The sequence below is a fragment of the Paenibacillus sp. sgz302190 genome (assembly GCF_059820445.1).
Map to the genome: position 1 here is coordinate 45,382 of NZ_JBZYAO010000043.1, position 21,912 is coordinate 67,293.

Here is a 21,912-nt window from a genome sequence, read left to right on the forward strand (position 1 = left end):
CTGGTGATCATGATGAAACAAATTTTGCTTATTACGGACGGATGCTCGAATGTGGGAGTCAGTCCCGTTGTAGCGGCTGCGGAAGCGCATGCCGAAGGAGTTACGGTCAATGTGATCGGCGTCGTCGATCAAGGGGAGCTGGGCATGCTGGGCTCGGAGGAGATCAGAGAGATTGCCTTGGCAGGAGGCGGTATGAGCCGTATCGTGAACTCGCAGCAGTTGTCCCAAACCGTCCAGATGATGACGAGAAAAACGGTCACCCAATCGATTCAGCAAGCCGTCGGCAAAGAATTGCAGCATATTCTCGGTCATGACCAGTTGGAACAACTCCCGCCGCCGAAGCGCGCCGAAGTCGTGCAAGTGATCGACGAAATGAGCGAAACGTCCTCTCTGCAGGTCGCTCTGCTGATCGACGCAAGCGCGAGCATGAAGCCTAAGCTGGCCGCCGTCCGCGAGGCGATCCGCGACCTGCTGCTCAGTCTCAGAGCCCGCTCAGGTAAAAGCGAGCTTGCAGTTTTCCACTTTCCGGCAACGAAAAATCGCGGCGAAGAATGGGAAATGGATCTGGGCTGGACGAATGAACTTGCAAATCTGGACAAGATGTTCTATAAAATAAACATGAAGGGTACGACTCCGACAGGTCCCGCATTGCTGCAAACGCTGCAGTTTATAACGGGGAAACCTTGTCCACAACAGGCCGAGGATGGGATGTTGAGTGACTACGTGGTATGAGGACGCGTTTCGTCCGGGAACACAAATCCATGGTAAATGGAATGGCCGTGTCTACCATGTAGAACGTTTATTAGGCGCCGGCTCCAATGGCATTGTAGCTCTTGTCCGCAGGGGCGGGGCGAAATATGCGCTTAAAGCCGGGTACGAAACGGTCGATCATCAATCGGAGATCAATTCGCTGCATGCCTTGTCGCTTACGGAAACGTCGTTTAAAAATTTTTTGGTCGATGTCGACGATATGATCGTTCAGGGAAAAAAAATCCCCTTCAGCGTTATGCGTTATATCGAGGGCATGACGATGTCGGACTTTTTACATAAGTATGGGCAGGATTGGATTTATGTGATCGGCACCAAACTGCTTAAGAAGCTGACCGAACTGCACAAAAGCGGCTATGTGTTCGGCGATCTGAAGATGGAGAATATGATCGTCTCCGGTTACGGCGATGTCGACCTGATCGATTTCGGCGGAGTGACGCCCAAAGGCAGAGCGATCAAACAGATGACCGAAGTATACGACCGGGGCTTCTGGATGGCGGGCGAGCGGAGTGCGGAAGAGAGCTACGATTTATTTTCATTTGCAATTCTTCTATTAAAAGCATTGGACCGCAAAAATCGTTTTGCCGCCTTTCCGCAAACCATTCCGCAGAACCGCGACCTGGAACAGCTGTATGTCATCATTCGCGAGAATCCGGCTGCGGTCCACATCGCCCCTTTTTTGTATAAAGCGCTCGGCGGTCAAATGAACACTTCTCAAGAAGCCTACAGATATTGGACCAGCTTGATCGCAAGCAGGAAACTGGCTCCCAAATCGATGAAACTGCCGTGGCTGAAAATATGCTTCGCGGCTTCCTTATTTATTTTTGGAGCGACCCTTTATATATATTGGTAGGAACTGGATGGGGCAAAAGGAAGGAACGGCGAATGGACACACATCTTGTAGCCAAAGTGGAACAAAATATTAACGATAAGCATCTGATCGGCCGGGGAAATGGGGTTGTCGTTGCGGTTTCAGGCGGACCTGATTCCGTGGCGCTGCTGCATGTCCTTTTTGCGCTTTCGGGTACCTACGGCTGGAAGCTGATCGTCGCGCATGTGAACCACCGCTTTCGGGGAGCCGAATCCGACGAAGAGGCGGACTACGTCGCCGAATTGGCTGCAGCCTTAAGCCTCCCGTGCGAAATCGGCAGCATTGACGTGCCGGCCTACATCGAGGAGAGCATGCTCAATGCCCAAGCCGCGGCGCGCGAGAAGCGTTACGAATTTTTGCATGCCGTGGCCGAAAAATACGGGGCGCAGCAGATCGCGCTGGCCCACCATGCGGACGATCAGGCGGAGACGATCATGATGCGCCTGCTGCGCGGCACGGGCCCGTCGGGGCTTGCCGGAATGCCGGAACGCCGGCGCGAAAAAAAAGTGGAACTGATTCGTCCTTGCTTACGTATATACAAATCAGAACTTGTGCAGTATTGTTTGCAGCGTGGGCTTGCATACTGCCAGGACAGCAGCAACGATTCGCGCAAATATTTTCGCAATCAGGTACGGCTTGATGTGCTGCCGATGCTGGGACAATACAACGAGCAGCTCCCCGAAGCATTGAACCGTCTGGCGGAAATGATGCAGGCCGAAGACGACTATTTGGAAGCAGAGGCCGCTGAGGCTTTGAGGCGGACCGTAACCTTGCAGCCGAGCTCCTGCCGGTTCGCCAAGCCGGATTTTGTCCAGCTGCACATTGCTTTACAAAGGCGTTTGATTAAACTAATATTAAACTATCTTTCTTCATGGACGGAAAGGCACGATTTCTCAAGAATGGAAGCGATTCGCCAAGCCATTCTGCAGGATCGTTCGCCCTGCACGGTTATGGCCGTTCATGAACAGCTTTATTTTGTGAAGGAATATGATACCGTCCGATTTCAGCGCGAGGCTCCGGCCTCTGCAGCTTTTGCGTACGAACTGCCCCTGGAAGCTTCGGAAGCCGGCGAACTGCCGCTGCCTGAAGCCGGAGCGAGGCTCAGCTATCAAGTGAAAACCGCTGATTTTCAAGGCGGGGCGCATTCGCCCGTCATGGAGGCGTGGTTCGATCTCGATCGGGTCGAGCTGCCGCTTGTTCTAAGAAGCAGAAAGTCAGGGGATCGCATTGAACCTCATGGTTTAAACGGGTCCAAAAAGGTAAAAGATATGTTCATTGATGCGAAAATGCCGCCTAGTCGGCGCGACGCCATCCCTTTGCTTGTCGATGCATCCGGCCAGGTACTGTGGATTGCAGGCTTTCGAAGGTCGGGGCATGCTTTGATCCGGGAGGACACAGTGCGCGCGCTTCATATGAAGCTGATGCTGAATTAGCAGAGTAAATTTCGTTCGTCCAGAATGTAAATTTATAAGGTTTCATAATATAAACTAGGAGGTTCATCCTTGTACAGCGACATTCAGGAAATTCTTTACAGCGAAGAACAAATTCAAGACAAGATCAAGGAATTGGGGGAGCGGATCTCCAGCGATTACGAAGGCAGAAATCCTCTCGTAATTTGCGTTCTCAAGGGCGCCTTTATTTTCATGGCGGATCTTGTGAAGCGCATCACCGTGCCTCTTGAGCTCGACTTCATGGCCGTGTCCAGCTACGGACAATCGACCAAGTCGTCAGGGGTCGTCAAGATCATCAAGGATCTGGATGTACCGGTCGAAGGGCGCCACATTATCATCGTAGAAGACATCATCGACAGCGGCCTGACGCTCAGCTACCTGATCGATGTATTGGAGCGGCGCAACGCGCTGTCCATTTCGGTCGTAGCTTTGTTCAACAAGCCTGCGCGCAGAACGGTAGAGCTTGAACCGGATTACGCCGGATACGTGCTGCCGGACGAGTTTGTCGTCGGATATGGACTGGACTACGCTGAGAAGTATCGCAACCTTCCTTTTATCGGTATATTGAAGCCCGAGATCTATAACTGCTAATATCACGTCCCATTGGCTTGTCCAAACCGGCTTTGTTGTGATGCTTCGCCAGGATGTGGTAAAATAAAAAAAGTGTGCCGTTCGAGAGGAGGTTGGGGATGAATCGAATTATCCGGAATACCGGTTTTTATTTGCTTATTTTTTTGGTTACGGTAGGTATCGTTCATTTTATAAGTACCCAAAACGAACAGAAGGATTTAATTACTTACGACAAGTTCCGCCAAGCGGTAATTAACAAAAACGTAGAGTCCGTTACGTTGAAATTCGACGGATATACGTATTTGGTTAAAGGTAAGTACATCAATCCTCCAACTGCCGACAAGAAAAATTTTGAGACGCATGCTCCTTACGAACCTTTGGTCGTGCAGCTCATTGAGGCTAACGGAGTTCCTACCGAAGCGTATGAAACGATGGAAAGGGACAGCGTATGGATCAGCTTCCTGACCTCGATTATTCCGTTTGTCATTATTTTCATCCTGTTCTTTTTCCTTCTGAATCAGGCTCAGGGTGGCGGCGGCAAAGTCATGAACTTTGGCAAAAGCCGTGCCCGCTTATATAACGAAGAGAAAAAGCGCGTCACGTTCGAAGATGTGGCGGGGGCCGACGAAGAGAAGCAGGAATTGGTGGAAGTCGTGGAATTCCTCAAGGATCCGCGCAAGTTTGCAGCCGTAGGCGCAAGAATTCCGAAAGGGGTCCTGCTCAACGGGCCTCCGGGAACAGGTAAAACGCTCCTTGCCAGAGCGGTAGCAGGAGAAGCCGGCGTTCCTTTCTTCAGCATCTCCGGTTCCGACTTTGTGGAAATGTTCGTCGGTGTCGGCGCATCCCGTGTGCGCGACTTGTTCGAGAATGCGAAGAAGAATTCGCCTTGTATTATCTTTATCGACGAGATCGACGCAGTCGGCCGTCAACGCGGCGCCGGATTAGGCGGCGGCCACGACGAGCGCGAACAAACGCTCAACCAATTGCTCGTAGAGATGGACGGCTTCGGCGCGAATGAAGGCATTATCATCGTCGCGGCAACGAACCGCCCCGATATTCTTGACCCGGCGCTGCTGCGCCCAGGACGTTTCGACCGTCAAATTACGGTAGACCGCCCGGATGTGAAGGGCCGCGAAGCGGTGCTGAAAGTGCATGCGCGCAACAAGCCTTTGGCAAAAGACGTCAAGCTGGACTCTTTGTCCCGCTATACAACCGGATTTACAGGCGCTGATCTGGAAAATCTGTTGAACGAAGCGGCGCTGATCGCGGCAAGACGCAACCGCAAGGACATTTCGATGGCGGAAATCGAGGAAGCTTTCGACCGCGTCATCGTCGGTACGCAAAAGAAAAGCCGCATTATCAGCGATAGCGAAAAACGCATGGTCGCTTACCACGAAGCCGGCCACGCCATTATCGGCTACTATGCGGAGAACGCCGACATGGTGCACAAAGTTACAATCGTTCCGCGCGGACGCGCCGGCGGTTATGTAATGATGCTGCCCAAAGAAGGCGAAGACCGCATGATGCAGACGAAGAACGAGCTGCTGGATAAAGTCACGGGCCTCCTGGGAGGCCGCGTTTCCGAGGAGCTGTATATCGGCGAAATCGGCACCGGAGCTTACAGCGACTTCCAAAAAGCGACGGGAATCGTCCGCCGCATGATTATGGAATTCGGCATGAGCGACAAGCTCGGACCGATGCAGTTCGGCAGCAGTCAAGGCCAAGTGTTTTTGGGCCGCGATATCGGACATGAGCAGAACTATTCGGATGCGATTGCTTACGAAATCGATCAGGAGATGCAGCGTTTCATTCGCGATTGCTACGAACGCGCCCGCGAAATTTTGACCAAGTATGCGGATCAGGTCCACCTGGTCGCCAAGACGCTGCTTGAGAAAGAAACGCTCGACAAGGACGAAATCATTAACCTTCTGGAAAAAGGCTCGCTTGATCCTACTTCAGAGGATGAAGAAGTGAAGGTCAACATCCATAGCCAAAGTCAATCCAGCGAAAGCAACAAGCTTGAGTTCGAAAAGGATAAAGACAAAGAGGCAGGACCGGACTCTTCCGAAGAGTAACGAGCCATACCAATTTGCAAATCCGGTGTACACATGAGGTGTACCCGGATTTTTTCGTTTTTTTCGACATATTTGCGCATTGACAGGGGATGCTGTAATGTGTAAATTAGGTGTAAATCTTTATTTTCAGAACAATTAGATCATACTACTAGCACGAGACATATCAGGTCCCACATAGGGGAGGATGCACTCATGGAGGCTCTAGCCTTGGAAAGAAAAGCGGAGCAGAACCGCGAATTGAAAGAGCGGCTGCTGCAGCTGAAGAAAGAACGCAACGCCATCATTCTTGCTCATTATTATCAGCGGGACGAAGTACAGGAAGTAGCCGATTTCCGGGGGGATTCCTTTCTGCTTGCGCAGAAAGCGGCTGAAACAGATGCAGATGTAATCGTATTCTGTGGCGTGCATTTCATGGGGGAAAGCGCCAAGATTTTGGCGCCGAACAAGAGAGTCATTATTCCGGATGAACGTGCCGGCTGTCCGATGGCCGACATGGTCAACGTGGAAGGGCTCCGGGCTTTGAAGCGCCAGCATCCGAACGCGAAAGTCGTTGCCTACATTAACACATCCGCGGACGTGAAATCGGAGACGGACATTTGCTGCACGTCGGCCAACGCCGTGAATGTCATCAATTCGGTAGATTCGGATGAGATCATCTGGGTACCGGATAAAAATTTGGGCGACTATGTATCAAAATTCACAAGCAAAAAAATTATTATCTGGGAAGGCTACTGCAATACGCATGATATGCTGACCGTCAAAGATGTCGAAGAAATGAGAGCGCAGCATCCGAACGCCCAATTCGTCGTTCATCCGGAATGCCGGCCCGAAGTCGTTAAGCTGGGCGATTTTGTCGGAAGTACGACCGCGATCATTAAATATTGCAAAGAATCGGATTGCCAGGAATTCATCGTAGGTACGGAAGACGGAACAGGGTATCAGTTGAGAAAGGATAGTCCGAATAAGCAGTTTCACTTTGCTACCAAATATTTGGTTTGTCCTAATATGAAGGTGAACAATTTGAAAAAAATCGTTCGCGCCCTCGAAACGATGCAGCCGGAAATCTACGTTCCGGAAGATGTGGCCGATAAAGCAAGATTATCCCTAGAGCGCATGTTACAAGTGAAGTAGCATGCGCTACTCTCTTGTAAACCCGTGTTTCTGTACCCCCGCCAAGCAGCGGGACAAGCTTCCAGGGCTTGCTCGGCTTTGCGGGGTCACTTTGTAAAAGACAGGTGAACCGGCATGATACCCAGATATCTCATAGACGTAGATTTAGATTCGATTCCGCATATACAGACGGATGTCATTGTAATTGGCGCAGGCATAGCGGGCTTGTTTACTGCGATCCGGGCAAGCGAGAACAAAAAAGTGCTAATGATCACGAAGAAGTCGCTGCTCGACAGCAATACGCGATACGCGCAGGGCGGCATAGCCGCGGTTATTTCGGATGAGGATTCTCCGGAATACCACATGCAGGACACGCTGATTGCAGGCGCGGGGCTTTGCTCCCGCGAAGCTGTCGACGTGCTTGTCCACGAAGGTCCGGACGGGGTTCAGGACCTGATCCGGATGGGCACCCAGTTCGATCTTGAGAACGGGGAGTTCGCTTTGACCAAAGAAGGCGCTCACAGCCAGCGCCGTATTTTGCATGCGCACGGCGATGCGACCGGCGCCGAGATCGTTCGGGCCTTGTCGGAGCGGACGAAGCAGGATCCGAACATCGAGATTTGGGACGATCATTTTGTGATCGACCTGATTACGCATGAGGGGGAGTGCTACGGCGCCCTCGTGCAAAAGCCTGACGGTCAGCGGATATTCGTGCGCGGCAACGCAACCATTTTGTGCTCCGGCGGTGCGGGACAGTTGTTCCGCTACACGACGAACCCGGACATCGCCACCGGCGATGGCATCGCGATCGCTTACCGCGCCGGCGCGCACATCCAGGACGTGGAATTTATCCAATTCCACCCTACTGCGTTGTGCTACCCGGGCGCTCCGCGCTTCCTCATCTCCGAGGCGGTGCGCGGTGAAGGCGCATACTTGCGCAACATTAAAGGGGAGCGCTTCATGGAAAAATATCATCCCCAACTGGAGCTTGCGCCGAGGGATGTCGTAGCCCGCGCCATCGTCGATGAGATGGAGCAAACAAAGTCGACATTCGTCTATATCGATATCACGCATGAAACGGAAGAATTGGTCAAGCACCGCTTCCCGACCATTTATGAATACTGCGTGCAATACGGTCTGGATCTCAGCACGGACTGGATCCCCGTAGCGCCTGCCGCGCATTATATGATGGGCGGGGTCAAAACGGACTTGTACGGAGAGACAGCCGTTCGCAGGCTGTTTGCCTGCGGCGAAGTGTCCTCTACAGGTGTACACGGCGCGAACCGACTGGCCAGCAATTCGCTTTCGGAAGCGATCGTATTCGGCAGACGCATTATCGAACGCATCCGCGAGCTTCCTCCTTTGGAAGGAAATCCGGTGATTCTGGCGGAATTGCCAAGAACCGAGAATCCGAAGCAAGCGGTTGTCGAGAAAAAGCTGAAGCTGCAAAAAGTAATGCTTCGTTATGCGGGGCTAAAACGCTCGGCCAAAGGTTTGCAAAAAGGTTATGAAGAGCTCGCCCGGCAGCTGCCGGTTTACGATACCGTTATGAGCAAGCGGGAAGAATACGAATTCGCCAATTTGCTGAATTGCGCGCTGCTTACGACGATGGCCGCCCTCCAGCGGGAGGAAAGCCGCGGCGGGCATTACCGCGAAGATTTTCCGGAGCGGGATGACCGGCATTGGGCGAAGCATATTGTATTCAAGCACGGGGAAGATAGGGTTGAGGAGTGGATTTAGCATGTTGGATGTCAATATGGAGCTGATTCGCAAGAACATTCGGCTGTGGCTGGAAGAAGATATCGGCACGGGCGACGTGACGACTTTGCATACTATCCCTTTGGAACACGAATCCAAAGGGATTATACACGTCAAAGAAGACGGCATCGTCTGCGGCTTGCCCATTGCCCGGGCCGTTTTCGCGGAAGTAGATCCTTCGCTTCGGTTTGAACCGAAAGCCGTGGAAGGATCGTCTGTTAATAAAGGGACTGTTCTAGCAGAAGTGGAAGGCAATACCAGAAGCATTTTGCTCGGCGAGCGGTTGAGCCTTAATCTGATGCAGCGGATGTCGGGAATTGCGACAAGAACGAGGGAATTTGTGAATGCGCTCGAAGGACTGCCGACAAGGCTTGTCGATACGCGGAAAACGACACCGGGACACCGGCTGCTCGAGAAATATGCGGTGCGCGTCGGAGGCGGGCATAACCATCGCTTCGGGCTGTATGATGCGGTTATGATCAAAGACAATCACATTAAAGGTTCCGGCGGCATTTCCCAAGCCGTACAAGCAGCGCGCCGCAACATTCCGCACACGATGAAAATCGAAGTGGAAGTCGAAAACTTCGACCAGCTCCATCAAGCTTTGGAGGCAGGCGCGGATATCATCATGCTCGATAACATGAAGCCGGACATGATGAAGGAAGCTGTTGTAATAATTAAAAGCAAAGCTCCGCATATTGTAGTAGAAGGTTCCGGTTCGGTTACGCTGCAGACGATCAAGGCGATGGCGGCAGCGGGTGTCGACGTTATATCCGTAGGCCGGCTGACGTATTCCGTAACGGCTTTGGACATTAGTCTGGACCTGAATGAGCGGAAGGAGACCACGCAATGATTCTTGTTGTAGATGTCGGGAACACCAATATCGTATTGGGATTGTACCAGGAGCGCTCTTTGCTTCATCACTGGAGAATCAGTACGAACCGCTCGGCGACGGTCGATGAATACGGAATGCTGCTGCACAGCCTGTTTCGCCACTCGGGAATTGCATTCGCCGATGTGGAAGGCGTCATCATTTCCTCTGTAGTCCCTCCATTGATGTCCGTTATGGAAAACCTTTGCCTTCATTATTTAAAAAGAACGCCTTATATTGTAGGGCCCGGCATCAAAACGGGCTTGAACGTTCGCGTCGATAACCCGAAGGAAGTTGGCGCGGACCGCATTGTGAATGCGGTAGCGGCGCTTGAGCTGTACGGAGCTCCGTGTATCATCGTGGATTTTGGCACGGCGACGACCTACGATTACATCGATCCTGCCCAGCAACTGATAGGCTGCGCGATAGCGCCCGGGATCGGCATTTCAACGGAGGCTCTGTATCAAAAGGCGGCTAAGCTGCCCCGCATCGAGCTCGTCAAGCCGAAAAGCGTCGTGGGCCGCAATACGGTAGCGGCTATGCAGGCCGGCATTATTTTTGGCTATGTGGGCCAGGTTGATGGTATTGTAGAGAGAGTGAAGCATGAATTTCAGGTCAATCCGACAGTTATAGCGACGGGCGGCTTGGCGGAGCTGATTTCCAGCGAGTCGCGTACGATTCAAATCGTCAACCCGCTGCTGACGCTTCAAGGCTTGCAAATGATTTATGAAAAAAATGCATGAACATAGAGAGGATTTACCAATGAGCGATTATCTGATACGAGGAACGGCACTGGATGGGAGAGTTCGGGCATTTGCAGTGCAGACCACTTCCATCACCGAGGAATTGCGGCAAAGGCACGGGACGACGCCGACGACGACAGCCGCATTGGGGAGAACGGCGGCTGCGGGGCTTTTGATGGGGGCTATGCTTAAAGGCGAAGAGAAGCTCACCATTCAAGTCAAAGGCGGCGGGCCTATCGGTCAAATCGTCGTGGACGCCAACGCCAAAGGCGAAGTTCGGGGATACGTCGACAACCCCGATGTAGACCTGCCGCTCAATGCGGTAGGCAAGCTTGATGTCGCAGGCGCGGTAGGGACAGACGGATTTTTGTATATCACCAAAGATTTGGGCTTGAAAGAGCCTTACAAAGGAAGCGTTCCTATCGTTTCCGGCGAGCTTGCCGAAGATTTTACTTATTATTTTGCCAAGTCCGAACAGACGCCTTCTGTCGTTGCTCTCGGCGTATTGGTGGATGTCGACTATACGGTAAAAGTTTCCGGAGGCTTCGTCATTCAACTGCTGCCGGGCGTCACCGATGAAGAGATCGGGGGGATCGAAGCTGCGCTCAGCGGTCTGTCTTCGGTCACGACGATGCTGGATAGCGGCAAAACGTTGGAAGAAATTTTGCAGACGGTGCTGCCTTCGCTTCAGATTTTGGACTCCCAGAATGTGGTATTCCGCTGCAAATGCAGCCGGGAACGCGTGGAACGAACGCTGATCAGCCTGGGCAAAGACGAATTGCGGGAAATGCTTGAAGAAGACGGAACTGCGGAAGTGGTATGCCATTTTTGCAACGAAACTTACCGGTATGAACGCGAAGACTTGCAGCGGATGATAGATCTGTAGCGAGTCGCGACTTTTGAATAAAGAGGGAATCAGGATGCGGGACGTAAAGCGATTATGGGGAGTCATCGGCCTCCTGGCCGTATGTACTCTTGTGCTCAGCTTCTTTTTGATCGCCCGTTCCAAGAGCCAACCAGAACCAGGTCATTCATCCGAGCCGCAGCAGCACATCGAGAACGACACCGAGCGGGTAGTTGCCAAAATAGGGAATCGTGAGATTACGATTGGAGAGCTTCAAAAGGCACTTGAGCGCCAATACGGCGCAGAGCTGCTCAAACAGATGCTGGATCGAGAAGCGGTGCGTCTGGAAGGAACCGAAACGGGCATTGCGGTCAGTGATGCGGAAATAGATCGCGAGCTGAGAAGGATGCAGCAGGGGTACGACAATGAGGAGCAGTTTTACAAATCGATGAAAGACCAGCTCGGCATGACCAAAGAAGCGCTGCGCGAAGATGTCAGCAGCAAGCTTTTGCTTGAGAAGATCGCTACCAGGAACATTAAAATTTCGGATGCCGAAGTCGATACCTATATGGCCGCGCATCCGGAAGAGTTTCGGCAGGAAGTGGAGCTGAACATCCAGCAGATCATCGTTTCGACGAAGGATCAGGCGAACAAAGTGCTGACCGATCTGGGGAAAGGCCAGAGCTTTGCCACCCTGGCGAGGGACCGTTCGCTGGACGACGCGACGAATAACAGCGGCGGAGACTTGGGCTGGGTCGAGGACAACGATCCATTTGTTGCGGCTCCCGTACTGGAAGCGGCCAAAAAACTGAAGCCCGGAGAAACCGGCAAGCCCGTGGCCGTCGATAAGGGCTATGCGGTCGTCAGGCTGAAGGACCGGCGGGAAAAGCCGAATCCGGACAAATCTTTTATCCGCGATAATGTTCGGAAAGAGCTGGCTCTGCAGGAGGCGCCGGCCCTGAAAGATTTTGTCGAAAAGCTTCGGGCCAAATGGGGCGCGGCAGTAATGGATGCCCAATTTCAGTAAGTTTTTGAATAAAATCCGGTTGACAATCTGTAGTGCGCATTGATAAGATGAATATATTAATGCCGACTGATTAACTCGGAAATTATTTTTCTCATTCAGGAAGGGGCAGTAGCGCATGGCAAAATTAGTGCAAAATATTACTCAATTAATCGGGGATACGCCGCTTGTTCGTTTGAACCGCGTAGTTCCGGAAGGCAGCGCGGAAATCTATTTGAAATTAGAGTTCCAAAACCCGGGTGCCAGCGTAAAAGACCGGATCGCCATCAGCATGGTGGAAGTGGCCGAGCAGGAAGGCAAGCTGAAGCCGGGTGACACGATCATCGAGCCGACAAGCGGAAACACGGGAATCGGCTTGGCTATGGTAGCTGCGGCTAAAGGTTACAAAGCTATTCTCGTCATGCCTGAAACGATGAGTTTGGAAAGACGCAACCTGCTTCGCGCGTATGGCGCTCAACTCGTATTGACGCCGGGAGCCGAAGGTATGAAAGGCGCGATCCGCCGCGCTGAAGAGCTTCAAGCGGAGAATCCGACTTATTTCATGCCGCAGCAGTTCAAGAACTTGGCGAACGTGAAAATCCACCGCGAAACGACAGGTCCGGAAATCGTAGAAGCGATCAAAGAGCATGACGGCAAGCTGGACGCTTTCATCGCCGGTATCGGAACCGGCGGTACGATTACAGGTGCCGGCAGCGTTTTGAAGGAAAATTTCCCGGGAATCAAAATTTATGCGGTTGAGCCTTCGGCTTCTCCGGTTCTTTCCGGCGGCAAGCCAGGCCCTCACAAAATCCAAGGGATCGGAGCCGGATTCGTTCCCGACATCCTCAACACGTCGATTTACGACGCGATTATTCAAGTGGAGAACGAAGACGCGTTCGAAACTTCCCGCCGCGTTGCCAAAGAAGAAGGCATCCTTGGCGGTATTTCTTCGGGCGCGGCCATCTTTGCAGCGCTGCAAGTGGCTAAAGAGCTTGGCGCCGGCAAACGCGTCGTTGTGGTAATTCCAAGCAACGGCGAGCGTTACCTGAGCACGCCTCTGTACCAATTCGAAGACTAATACCGTGCATGATGAAGAGCCCCCGGCTGCAGAGCCGAGGGCTTTTGTTTTACAAGCCGTTAGAGTATACTAATGGACAACCAATCATCGGAAAAGGACATTTTCCTGCGGAAAATTGTAGGGGGAAGCAACGTGATCATAACAACTTTGGAGCAGTGGCGTGGCTGGTCCTCCACGTACACGATGCTGCCTTATATTATCAAGCTCGGCCTTGGTGAAGACCGCGTCGCTTCATGGCAGCAGGCATGGAAGGAAGCTTCGCCCGATTCGTTCGTGCTCGAAAGCGGCAAGGGCGGCCGGTATACGTTTTTCGGCCTGAAGCCGTTTTCCACGATCCATGGGACGGGTTTGGATGCGGAAATATCGGGCGCTGCGCCCGGGGCTGATGCGGCTCCTGCCATTTTGCGTGTACAGGCCAAGCCTCTCGACGCGGTCAAAAACTGGATGGTCCCCTACCGCAGCCCGAAAGTGGCGGGAGTGCCCAAGTTTTTGGGAGGCTGCGTAGGCTTCTGGGGCTATGACGTCGTGCGCACGATTGAGAAGCTGCCCGAACATGCGCTGAGCGACCTGCCTATTCCGGACTACAGCTTTGCCTTATATGACCGGGTATGGATCATCGATCATCAGGAGAAGTCGCTGTATATTGCCGTTCATTCGCTGCTTCCGGGCGGTTGCGATGCAGTGTGCCTGGAAGGTTTGTACGAGCAAGCCCGCCTGAAAACGGAAGAAATGCTGCGCCGGTGGGATTCGATCCGTTCGGCCCACCGGCATGGAGAAAGCGGACAACCGGACGGGCGGGAGCTTATCCCCCGCGGCGAGCTTCACATCGACGTCGAGTCCATCGAAGGCGTGCAGCCTGCGTTTCGCAAAGAGGATTTCATCCGCGCCGTCGAGCGCATCCAAACTTACATCAGCCAGGGCGATGTGTTCCAGGTCAACCTCTCCGTCCGGCAGAGCCGCAAGCTGCGCACGACGCCGGAGGAGATTTACGAGTCGCTGCGCATCGTCAACCCGTCGCCTTACATGGGGCTGCTGCGCTTCGCGGGTTTCTCGCTCGTATCCGCCTCCCCCGAGCTGCTCGTCCAGCTGGAGGACGGCATTCTCCGCACGAGACCTATTGCGGGCACACGCCCCCGAGGCAAGGACGAGCAGGACGATCTCAGGCTCGCCGGCGAGCTGATCGACAATGAGAAAGAACGTGCCGAGCACGTAATGCTTGTCGATCTGGAACGCAATGACCTTGGGCGGATATCCCGGTACGGATCGGTGCGGGTTCAGGATTTCATGGTTATCGAATATTATTCCCATGTGATGCACATCGTATCGGAAGTGACGGGCGAATTGGCCGAGGGCAAGGACGCTTACGATGTCATCGCCGCAACGTTCCCGGGAGGCACAATCACCGGCGCTCCCAAGATCAGAACGATGGAAATTATCGAGGAACTGGAGCCTGTCAGACGCGGGCCATACACGGGTTCGATGGGGTGGATTGACTATAACGGCAATTTGGAATTTAATATAATTATACGCACATTGGCGGCGGCGCAAGGAATGGGCCATATTCAGGCGGGAGCGGGGATCGTTATCGATTCCGTACCCGAACGGGAGTATGTCGAATCCTTGAACAAAGCCAAGGCGTTGTGGAAAGCGATTGAACATAGCGAGCGGAGCATGAGCCGAGCTTAGCAGAGGATTAGCCCCAGCGGCTAACGAAAGGAGAGCATAGGATGATTTTAGTGATTGACAATTACGATTCTTTTACGTACAACTTGGTACAGTACTTGGGTGAGATTGGTGAGGAGATTGTTGTGCGCCGCAACGATGAAATCGATTTGGAGGGCGTCGCGGCTCTGTCGCCGGATCACATACTGATATCTCCGGGGCCCTGTACCCCGAACGAAGCGGGTATCAGTCTTGCGCTGATCGACCGTTTCAAGGGCCAAATACCGATCTTCGGCGTTTGCCTCGGCCATCAGTCCATAGGCCAAGCTTTTGGCGGCGAAGTCATTCGCGCCGAGCGGCTGATGCACGGCAAAACATCGCCCATTTTCCACGATGGGAAGACGTTGTTCGAAGGGCTTCCGTCGCCTTTTACAGCGACCCGCTATCACTCGCTTATCGTGAAAGCCGAGACGCTGCCGGATTGTCTGGAAGTTAGCGCCCGTACGGCGGAAGGCGAAATTATGGCGCTGCGGCACAAGGAATACCCGATCGAAGGCGTCCAGTTCCATCCGGAGTCGATCATTACCGATCACGGGCACCAGATACTCCGCAATTTCCTGCGCCGTACAGCCGGAAGCGTCGTATAGGCAATGAAAATCAGTATAAACAACACGATTTATGATGAACAGCAAGCCGTGGTCTCTGTTTATGATCACGGCTTTCTTTACGGTCTTGGCTTGTTTGAAACGTTTCGCACGTATGCAGGCAAGCCTTTTTTATTGAAGGAGCATTTGAACCGCTTGGCGGAAGGCTGCAAGGAACTCGGCATCAGGCATGAGCCGCTGCAGGACCGCATCGAAACGATGATATCCGGGCTGCTTGAGGCCAACAACCTTCGGGATGCCTATTTTCGTTATACGGTATCTGCAGGTATCGATATGTTGGGCTTGCCTTCCGGCGATTACCTGCAGCCAACGGAGATTATGTACGTCAAGCCGCTTCCTCCGCGAGACGAGCGGGTATACAGCCAGGGCAAGGCGCTGCAGCTGCTGAAGCTGCCCCGCAATACGCCGGAAGGGCTTTACCGGTTCAAATCGCTGCATTACATGAATAATATTCTTGCAAAAAGGGAACTACAGAACTACAAGTGGGCGTCAGGCGCAGAGGGGCTCATGCTGACCGAGGAAGGCTACTTGGCGGAAGGCATCGTGAGCAACCTCTTTTTCGTCAAAGATTCCGTACTCTACACTCCGTCCCTCGAAACGGGGATTTTGCCGGGCATTACGCGGGCGTTTGTGCTGCAATTGGCGCAGGAGAGCGGCTTTGCCACCGCAGACGGTTTATATACGTGGGAAGATTTGGTCAGCGCGGACGAGATATTTTTCGTCAACTCCGTGCAGGAAATCGTTCCCGTAACGATGCTGTACACGCCCGGCGGGGAACAGCTCCGTGCGGGACAAGGCGTCCCCGGACCTATGACCGTTCAAATCATGCTGGAGTATCAACGGCGGACAGGAAGTGAACAGCAGTGAAGACGTTGCTATGCAAAGGGCATGAGCTGCCGATCGGAGAGCGGACGATCATCATGGGAATTTTGAACGTAACCCCGGATTCGTTTTCGGACGGGGGGGCTTATGTGACGATCGATACCGCGCTACGCAGAGCGAGGCAGATGGTGGACGAAGGCGCGGATATTATTGATATCGGCGGGGAGTCGACGCGTCCGGGTTTTGCGGCGGTACCGCTGGAAAAAGAGCTGAAGCGCGTCATTCCCGTTATTCGGGCGCTTAGCGCCGAGTTTGATGTTCCCATTTCCATCGACACCTACAAGGCCGAAGTCGCCAGACAGGCGCTGGAAGCAGGGGCTCATATTATCAACGACGTTTGGGGAGGGCTGGCCGACACCCGGATGGCTGCAACTGCCGCCGAATACGGGTGTCCGTTCATTATCACGCATAACCGCACCGACATGAACTATGTCGAATTTTTGCCCGAGGTGCTGAGCGATTTGCAAAAGAGCGTGCAGTTGGCGCTGGATGCCGGCGTCCGCAAGGAACGAATCGTGCTCGATCCCGGCATCGGCTTCGCCAAAACTTACGAGCAGAACTTGTGGCTCATGAACCGGCTGGAGGCCATCGCAGCGCTCGGATATCCCGTACTGCTGGGCACTTCCCGCAAAACGTTTATACGCAATACGCTGGGACTTCCTGCAGACGATGTCGTGGAAGGGACCGCGGCAACCGTCGCTCTGGGCATCGCTCAAGGCTGCAGCATCATGCGTGTGCATGACGTCCGGGCAATGAAGCGGGTGGCCGTTATGACGGACGCCATCGTCCGAACCTAATCCGAGGAGGCAGTAATACATGGACAAAATCAAACTGGCCGGCATGCAGTTTTTCGGCAATCACGGCGTATTCCCCGAGGAGAACAAGCTGGGGCAGCGCTTTTATGTCGATGTCGAGCTGATGCTTCCGCTGAACAAAGCCGGCGCCTCCGACGAATTGGAGCATACGATCAATTATGCGGAAGTATTTTATAAGGTCAAAGAGATTGTCGAGGGCCGCACTTTTAAACTGATCGAAGCTTTGTCGGAAAATATTGCATCCGAGCTGCTGCATACTTATACTAGTATCAATGAAGTGACGGTACGCGTCATCAAGCCGCATCCGCCATTTCCGGTGCTCTTTGACGGAGTGACCGTAGAGATCAACCGAAAGCGGGCAAATGAATGACAGCCGTAGAACAAGAGCAGGGAATTATCGCCTATGTCGCATTGGGATCAAATATAGAAGATCGCGAACACTATTTGCAGCAGGCAATCGCAGAGCTGAATGAGCAACCGGGTATAACGGTAACGTCCCGCTCGGGCATTTATGAGACGGAACCCGTCGGATACGTGGACCAGTCGGCTTTTCTCAATATGGTTATCGAAATCGTTACCGAGCTGCCTGCGGAACAATTGCTTACCGCTATGCTGGCTATTGAACAACGTCTCGGTAGAACCCGCGATGTGCGCTGGGGCCCAAGAACGATCGATCTGGATATGCTCCTGTACGGAGACCTCCGGATCGCGACTCCCGACTTGATCATTCCGCATCCGCGGATGCAGGAGCGGGCTTTTGTGCTAGTTCCTCTTTCCGAGGTTCTAAGCAAGCGGCAGCATGCCGCATCGGAGGCCGTTACCGCACAGCTACAGAATTTGGATGGAAAGGACGGCGTTGTACTATGGAAAAAAGCACAGTAGCCCAACGCATTCGCGCTTTTCGCAAACTGAAGGGATACACGCAAAACGAGCTCGCCGATATGTTAGGCGTCTCCATCGCCATATTAGGGGCTATTGAACGGGGAACCCGCAAACCCGATAACAAAATCATTCACAACATTTCACAAGTGCTGAATATTGAACCGGATGAACTGGTGGCGGCAGGCACCCGCTGAGAGGAGTTGAAATTACAATGTTGAAAATAGGAAACGTGGAGGCTCCGAACAAAGTCGTGCTCGCGCCGATGGCCGGAGTCTGCAATCCCGCGTTCAGGCTCATTGCCAAAGAGTTCGGAACCGGCCTGGTCTGCGCCGAGATGGTCAGCGACAAAGCGATCGTTCACGGCAACTCGCGCACGATGGAAATGCTGTATGTGGACGAGCGCGAAAAACCGCTCAGCCTGCAAATATTCGGCGGCGACACGGAGACGCTGGTCGAGGCGGCCAAAGTCGTGGATCAGCACACAAACGCCGATATCATCGACATCAACATGGGCTGCCCGGTGCCGAAGATCACCAAATGCGACGCAGGCGCCCGCTGGCTGCTGCAGCCGGACAAAATCGAAGAAATGATCGCGACCGTAGTCGCGGCTGTCAGCAAACCGGTCACGGTTAAAATGCGCATCGGCTGGGACTCCGAACATATTTACGCGATTGAAAATGCCAAAGCTGTCGAAAGAGGCGGCGGAAGCGCAGTCAGCGTGCACGGCCGTACCCGCGAGCAAATGTATACCGGCAAGGCGGATTGGGATATTATACGGGAAGTCAAGCAGGCTGTATCGATTCCCGTCATCGGCAACGGCGATGTGGTGACTCCCGAGGACGCCAAACGGATGATCGACCAAACCGGCGTAGACGGAGTCATGATCGGCCGCGGCGCATTGGGCAACCCGTGGATGCTGTACCGGACCGTGCAGTATTTGACTCATGGCGAGCTCCCGCCGGATCCGAAGCCCGAAGAAAAAATTCGCATCGCCATTCTCCATCTGGACCGTCTCGCCGCCTTGAAGGGCGAGCATGTAGCGGTCAAGGAAATGCGCAAGCACATGGCCTGGTATCTCAAAGGCATGACAGGCTCCGCCCGCGTCAAAGACGTCATCATGGAACTGACCAAACGCGACGAAATGGTGCGTGTTTTGCATGAATATGTCGATAGTTTGAACGGCGAATCCGAGTCCTCCTCAGGTCAAGAATCCGCTGTCATTCATTAAATAGATGCAGGATTGGCTTTGATTGACATTTTGAAACCGTTGCAATATAATCAGTCAATATTAATGTTAATCCGCATAAAGTGAACGGCAGCGCAGTACCCAGAGAGAGTCATCTTGAGGCATGAGGCTAATATATTATCTAATAGTGAATTCATACTACTTGAATCAGCTCTTTTATAAGACCTTAACTCCTAGCAGGAAGCATTGATTCAACGATATGAAAATCTTTCACACGACGGGAGATCAGTTGGGAATGAGTGAAAAAGAAGTCATTCTTACACAGGAAGGCTTGAAAAAGCTGGAGGAAGAGCTAGAACATCTGAAATCGGTAAAACGCCGCGAAGTCGCGGAAAGAATCAAAGTAGCGATCGGCTACGGCGATATCAGCGAGAACTCCGAATATGAAGACGCGAAGAATGAGCAAGCTTTTATTGAAGGCCGTATCATTACTTTGGAAAAAATGCTGCGCAACGCGCGGATTATTAATAACGACGATGTGGATATCAACACGGTGAGCGTTGGATCGATCGTGACATTGAAGGACCTTGAATTCGGCGATTTGGTTGAATACAATATCGTAGGCACAGCGGAGTCCGATCCGTTTCAGAATAAGATTTCCAATGAAAGCCCTGTAGGCAAAGCTATTCTTGGCAAGCAGAAGGGCGCGACAGTAGACGTTAACGTTCCTGCCGGTGTCATTCAATATCAGATCGTCGATATCAAAAAGTAACGTACAGCGTCTTTTTGAAAAGCTTCCGTCCGGAAGCTTTTTTCCGGTTTTTACCGCCACCTTTACGGGCCGGAAACATCAACTTAACATAATTGCGTAGGAGATGAAATCATGAGCCAAGAACAGGAACTCAACGAACTACTCGTTATTCGCCGCAACAAATTGGACGAGCTTCGCGCATTGGGAATCGATCCCTTCGGCGCCAAATACGTCAAAACGCATACAACCCAAGAAATTATCGAGGCGTATAACGACAAAACGAAAGAAGAGCTGGAAGCCGAACACCATGAAGTCAGCATTGCCGGCCGGATTATGCAAAAAAGAGGCATGGGCAAGGCAAGCTTCGCCCATATTCAGGATATTTCCGGAAAAATTCAAATCTACGTGCGCGAAGATTCCCTTGATGCCGCTAAATACCAAGCTTTCGACATTCTCGATATCGGGGATATGGTAGGCGTAAGCGGCGTCGTTTTCAAAACGAAAACGGGTGAAACCTCCATTAAGGTGAAATCGCTCGAGGTATTGACGAAATCTCTGCTTCCGCTGCCGGAGAAATTCCACGGCCTGAAAGACGTAGAGATGCGCTACCGTCAACGCTACGTTGACCTGATCATGAATCAGGACGTCCAGCAGACGTTCATTTTGCGTTCGAAAATTATTCAATCCATGCGCCGTTATCTCGACTCACGCGGCTATTTGGAAGTGGAGACGCCTACGCTGCATGCGATTGCGGGCGGAGCTTCCGCGCGTCCTTTTATCACGCATCACAACGCTTTGGATATGCAGCTGTACATGCGTATTGCGATTGAGCTTCATCTGAAACGCCTGATCGTGGGCGGCTTGGAAAAAGTGTACGAGATCGGCCGCGTTTACCGCAATGAGGGCATTTCTACCCGCCATAATCCGGAATTCACCATGATCGAGCTTTACGAAGCGTATGCGGACTACAAAGATATCATGAAGCTCACCGAAGAGCTGATTGCTCATATCGCTCAAGAGGTTTTGGGCACGACTACCGTTCAGTATCAGGATCACGAAGTAAATCTGGCCGTAGGCTGGAGACGCGTGTCTATGGTTGATGCCATTAAAGAGGTCAAAGGCGTGGACTTTAACGTCCATATGTCCGACGAGGAAGCGCACCGTTTGGCAAAAGAGCATAACGTGCCCGTTGAGCCGCATATGACGTTCGGTCATATCGTGAATCAGTTCTTTGAGACGTTTGTCGAAGAGACCCTGATTCAACCGACGTTTATTTATGGGCATCCTTTGGAGATTTCTCCGCTTGCGAAAAAGAATCCGGAAGATCCGCGTTTTACGGATCGTTTCGAGCTGTTCATTGTGGCCCGCGAGCATGCCAATGCGTTTACGGAGCTTAATGATCCGATCGATCAACGGGAGCGCTTTGAAGCCCAACTCCGTGAAAAAGAACAAGGCAACGACGAAGCCCATGAAATGGACGATGACTTCATTCGCGCGCTCGAATACGGCATGCCTCCTACGGGCGGGCTAGGTATCGGCATCGACCGTCTGGTGATGCTGCTTACGAACGCGCCTTCTATCCGCGATGTGCTGTTGTTCCCGCTTATGCGCGAGCGTCAAGGCGAATAAACGAGCTTGTATTTCGGGGCGCCGGCAGGCGCCCTGAAGTTTTTTAAAAATAAAACTTGCAATGTCTATATTGTCTGTGGTATCTTAATAAACGTCGCCGCTAAAAAGCGACAACAACTTGAGAAAAACAAGTTGCAAATGAGTTTTAAACATGGTATATTGGTCTTCCGGCTGTCGAAAGATGGCAGGCAAGCAAAAGAAATTGCTCTTTGAAAACTGAACAACGAGTGAAGAAGCAAGGTTGAGCAATCAACCAAAACAAGAGATTGCAAAATCTCGTCAGCTTTGAAATTGAGCT

General features: G+C 52.5%; 22 protein-coding genes. All 22 read left to right on the forward strand.

The features are described 5' to 3' along the window. The first annotated feature begins 12 nt into the window (after nucleotides 1-12). The 22 genes from AC6RNO_RS31210 to lysS all read left to right on the forward strand — a co-directional run bounded on the left by AC6RNO_RS31210 (nucleotide 13) and on the right by lysS (nucleotide 21,614). Nucleotides 13-732, forward strand: a complete 720-nt coding sequence (locus AC6RNO_RS31210) for a vWA domain-containing protein (protein ID WP_488438145.1) — start codon at nucleotides 13-15, stop codon at nucleotides 730-732. Beyond that, complete coding sequence (locus AC6RNO_RS31215) at nucleotides 716-1,621, forward strand: protein kinase domain-containing protein (RefSeq protein WP_474686983.1); 906 nt, start codon at nucleotides 716-718, stop codon at nucleotides 1,619-1,621. The genes AC6RNO_RS31210 and AC6RNO_RS31215 overlap by 17 nt, the downstream gene beginning before the upstream one ends. A 32-nt stretch (nucleotides 1,622-1,653) precedes the next feature. Continuing rightward, complete coding sequence (gene tilS, locus AC6RNO_RS31220) at nucleotides 1,654-3,072, forward strand: tRNA lysidine(34) synthetase TilS (RefSeq protein ID WP_497107859.1); 1,419 nt, start codon at nucleotides 1,654-1,656, stop codon at nucleotides 3,070-3,072. A 69-nt stretch (nucleotides 3,073-3,141) separates the two neighbouring features. Continuing rightward, nucleotides 3,142-3,681 carry a hypoxanthine phosphoribosyltransferase gene (hpt, locus tag AC6RNO_RS31225; protein ID WP_474686981.1) on the forward strand — a complete coding sequence of 180 codons (540 nt, stop codon included), beginning with the start codon at nucleotides 3,142-3,144 and terminating at the stop codon, nucleotides 3,679-3,681. A 98-nt stretch (nucleotides 3,682-3,779) separates the two neighbouring features. Then, nucleotides 3,780-5,735, forward strand: a complete 1,956-nt coding sequence (gene ftsH, locus AC6RNO_RS31230) for an ATP-dependent zinc metalloprotease FtsH (protein WP_488438125.1) — start codon at nucleotides 3,780-3,782, stop codon at nucleotides 5,733-5,735. A gap of 192 nt (nucleotides 5,736-5,927) precedes the next feature. After that, the gene (gene nadA, locus AC6RNO_RS31235) at nucleotides 5,928-6,866 is read left to right on the forward strand and encodes a quinolinate synthase NadA (protein WP_474686979.1); all 939 of its coding nucleotides are present in this window, start codon (nucleotides 5,928-5,930) and stop codon (nucleotides 6,864-6,866) included. A gap of 114 nt (nucleotides 6,867-6,980) precedes the next feature. Beyond that, entirely contained in the window at nucleotides 6,981-8,585 is a 1,605-nt protein-coding gene (gene nadB, locus AC6RNO_RS31240) for an L-aspartate oxidase (RefSeq protein WP_488438124.1), read from the forward strand. 1 nt (nucleotide 8,586) lies between these two features. Further along, nucleotides 8,587-9,456: a carboxylating nicotinate-nucleotide diphosphorylase gene (nadC, locus tag AC6RNO_RS31245; protein WP_488438123.1), complete on the forward strand. Its 870-nt coding sequence runs from the start codon at nucleotides 8,587-8,589 to the stop codon at nucleotides 9,454-9,456. Then, complete coding sequence (locus AC6RNO_RS31250; protein WP_474686976.1) at nucleotides 9,453-10,217, forward strand: type III pantothenate kinase; 765 nt, start codon at nucleotides 9,453-9,455, stop codon at nucleotides 10,215-10,217. The genes nadC and AC6RNO_RS31250 overlap by 4 nt, the downstream gene beginning before the upstream one ends. Nucleotides 10,218-10,236: 19 nt before the next feature. Further along, on the forward strand, nucleotides 10,237-11,103 hold the full coding sequence (gene hslO, locus AC6RNO_RS31255; protein ID WP_488438122.1) for an Hsp33 family molecular chaperone HslO: 867 nt from the start codon (nucleotides 10,237-10,239) through the stop codon (nucleotides 11,101-11,103). 34 nt (nucleotides 11,104-11,137) lie between these two features. After that, a complete protein-coding gene (locus AC6RNO_RS31260) occupies nucleotides 11,138-12,088 on the forward strand; it encodes a peptidyl-prolyl cis-trans isomerase (protein WP_488438121.1) in 951 nt (316 codons plus the stop codon). Between the two features lie 115 nt (nucleotides 12,089-12,203). After that, nucleotides 12,204-13,142 (forward strand): cysteine synthase A, encoded by a 939-nt coding sequence (gene cysK / locus AC6RNO_RS31265; RefSeq protein ID WP_488438120.1) that lies wholly within the window; start codon nucleotides 12,204-12,206, stop codon nucleotides 13,140-13,142. Nucleotides 13,143-13,274: 132 nt separating this feature from the next. Continuing rightward, on the forward strand, nucleotides 13,275-14,828 hold the full coding sequence (locus tag AC6RNO_RS31270; protein ID WP_488438119.1) for an anthranilate synthase component I family protein: 1,554 nt from the start codon (nucleotides 13,275-13,277) through the stop codon (nucleotides 14,826-14,828). A gap of 41 nt (nucleotides 14,829-14,869) precedes the next feature. Continuing rightward, nucleotides 14,870-15,451 (forward strand): aminodeoxychorismate/anthranilate synthase component II, encoded by a 582-nt coding sequence (gene pabA / locus AC6RNO_RS31275; RefSeq protein ID WP_488438118.1) that lies wholly within the window; start codon nucleotides 14,870-14,872, stop codon nucleotides 15,449-15,451. Between the two features lie 3 nt (nucleotides 15,452-15,454). After that, the gene (pabC, locus tag AC6RNO_RS31280) at nucleotides 15,455-16,336 is read left to right on the forward strand and encodes an aminodeoxychorismate lyase (protein WP_488438117.1); all 882 of its coding nucleotides are present in this window, start codon (nucleotides 15,455-15,457) and stop codon (nucleotides 16,334-16,336) included. A gap of 53 nt (nucleotides 16,337-16,389) precedes the next feature. Beyond that, nucleotides 16,390-17,148 carry a dihydropteroate synthase gene (folP, locus tag AC6RNO_RS31285; protein WP_488438144.1) on the forward strand — a complete coding sequence of 253 codons (759 nt, stop codon included), beginning with the start codon at nucleotides 16,390-16,392 and terminating at the stop codon, nucleotides 17,146-17,148. 19 nt (nucleotides 17,149-17,167) lie between these two features. After that, nucleotides 17,168-17,536 carry a dihydroneopterin aldolase gene (gene folB / locus AC6RNO_RS31290; protein ID WP_474686963.1) on the forward strand — a complete coding sequence of 123 codons (369 nt, stop codon included), beginning with the start codon at nucleotides 17,168-17,170 and terminating at the stop codon, nucleotides 17,534-17,536. After that, nucleotides 17,533-18,048, forward strand: coding sequence for a 2-amino-4-hydroxy-6-hydroxymethyldihydropteridine diphosphokinase (folK, locus tag AC6RNO_RS31295; RefSeq protein ID WP_474686961.1), 516 nt, complete (start codon nucleotides 17,533-17,535; stop codon nucleotides 18,046-18,048). Before folB ends, folK begins: the two co-directional genes overlap by 4 nt. Then, complete coding sequence (locus tag AC6RNO_RS31300; protein WP_474686959.1) at nucleotides 18,030-18,242, forward strand: helix-turn-helix domain-containing protein; 213 nt, start codon at nucleotides 18,030-18,032, stop codon at nucleotides 18,240-18,242. Before folK ends, AC6RNO_RS31300 begins: the two co-directional genes overlap by 19 nt. A 17-nt stretch (nucleotides 18,243-18,259) precedes the next feature. Further along, nucleotides 18,260-19,276: a tRNA dihydrouridine synthase DusB gene (dusB, locus tag AC6RNO_RS31305; protein WP_474686958.1), complete on the forward strand. Its 1,017-nt coding sequence runs from the start codon at nucleotides 18,260-18,262 to the stop codon at nucleotides 19,274-19,276. A 253-nt stretch (nucleotides 19,277-19,529) separates the two neighbouring features. Then, entirely contained in the window at nucleotides 19,530-20,006 is a 477-nt protein-coding gene (gene greA / locus AC6RNO_RS31310) for a transcription elongation factor GreA (RefSeq protein WP_474686957.1), read from the forward strand. Nucleotides 20,007-20,117: 111 nt separating this feature from the next. Continuing rightward, on the forward strand, nucleotides 20,118-21,614 hold the full coding sequence (lysS, locus tag AC6RNO_RS31315; protein ID WP_474686955.1) for a lysine--tRNA ligase: 1,497 nt from the start codon (nucleotides 20,118-20,120) through the stop codon (nucleotides 21,612-21,614). Nucleotides 21,615-21,912: the final 298 nt, after the last annotated feature.

Excerpts from the sequence above, each read along its gene's own strand:
- greA (WP_474686957.1), top strand. The coding sequence starts at position 19,530 with ATGAGTGAAAAAGAAGTCATTCTTACACAGGAAGGCTTGAAAAAGCTG.
- AC6RNO_RS31250 (WP_474686976.1), top strand. The coding sequence starts at position 9,453 with ATGATTCTTGTTGTAGATGTCGGGAACACCAATATCGTATTGGGATTG.
- folP (WP_488438144.1), top strand. The coding sequence starts at position 16,390 with ATGGGAATTTTGAACGTAACCCCGGATTCGTTTTCGGACGGGGGGGCT.
- folB (WP_474686963.1), top strand. The coding sequence starts at position 17,168 with ATGGACAAAATCAAACTGGCCGGCATGCAGTTTTTCGGCAATCACGGC.
- cysK (WP_488438120.1), top strand. The coding sequence starts at position 12,204 with ATGGCAAAATTAGTGCAAAATATTACTCAATTAATCGGGGATACGCCG.
- nadA (WP_474686979.1), top strand. The coding sequence starts at position 5,928 with ATGGAGGCTCTAGCCTTGGAAAGAAAAGCGGAGCAGAACCGCGAATTG.
- lysS (WP_474686955.1), top strand. The coding sequence starts at position 20,118 with ATGAGCCAAGAACAGGAACTCAACGAACTACTCGTTATTCGCCGCAAC.
- folK (WP_474686961.1), top strand. The coding sequence starts at position 17,533 with ATGACAGCCGTAGAACAAGAGCAGGGAATTATCGCCTATGTCGCATTG.
- hslO (WP_488438122.1), top strand. The coding sequence starts at position 10,237 with ATGAGCGATTATCTGATACGAGGAACGGCACTGGATGGGAGAGTTCGG.
- AC6RNO_RS31210 (WP_488438145.1), top strand. The coding sequence starts at position 13 with ATGAAACAAATTTTGCTTATTACGGACGGATGCTCGAATGTGGGAGTC.
- dusB (WP_474686958.1), top strand. The coding sequence starts at position 18,260 with ATGTTGAAAATAGGAAACGTGGAGGCTCCGAACAAAGTCGTGCTCGCG.
- tilS (WP_497107859.1), top strand. The coding sequence starts at position 1,654 with ATGGACACACATCTTGTAGCCAAAGTGGAACAAAATATTAACGATAAG.
- AC6RNO_RS31260 (WP_488438121.1), top strand. The coding sequence starts at position 11,138 with ATGCGGGACGTAAAGCGATTATGGGGAGTCATCGGCCTCCTGGCCGTA.
- AC6RNO_RS31300 (WP_474686959.1), top strand. The coding sequence starts at position 18,030 with ATGGAAAAAAGCACAGTAGCCCAACGCATTCGCGCTTTTCGCAAACTG.
- pabC (WP_488438117.1), top strand. The coding sequence starts at position 15,455 with ATGAAAATCAGTATAAACAACACGATTTATGATGAACAGCAAGCCGTG.
- pabA (WP_488438118.1), top strand. The coding sequence starts at position 14,870 with ATGATTTTAGTGATTGACAATTACGATTCTTTTACGTACAACTTGGTA.
- nadB (WP_488438124.1), top strand. The coding sequence starts at position 6,981 with ATGATACCCAGATATCTCATAGACGTAGATTTAGATTCGATTCCGCAT.
- nadC (WP_488438123.1), top strand. The coding sequence starts at position 8,587 with ATGTTGGATGTCAATATGGAGCTGATTCGCAAGAACATTCGGCTGTGG.
- ftsH (WP_488438125.1), top strand. The coding sequence starts at position 3,780 with ATGAATCGAATTATCCGGAATACCGGTTTTTATTTGCTTATTTTTTTG.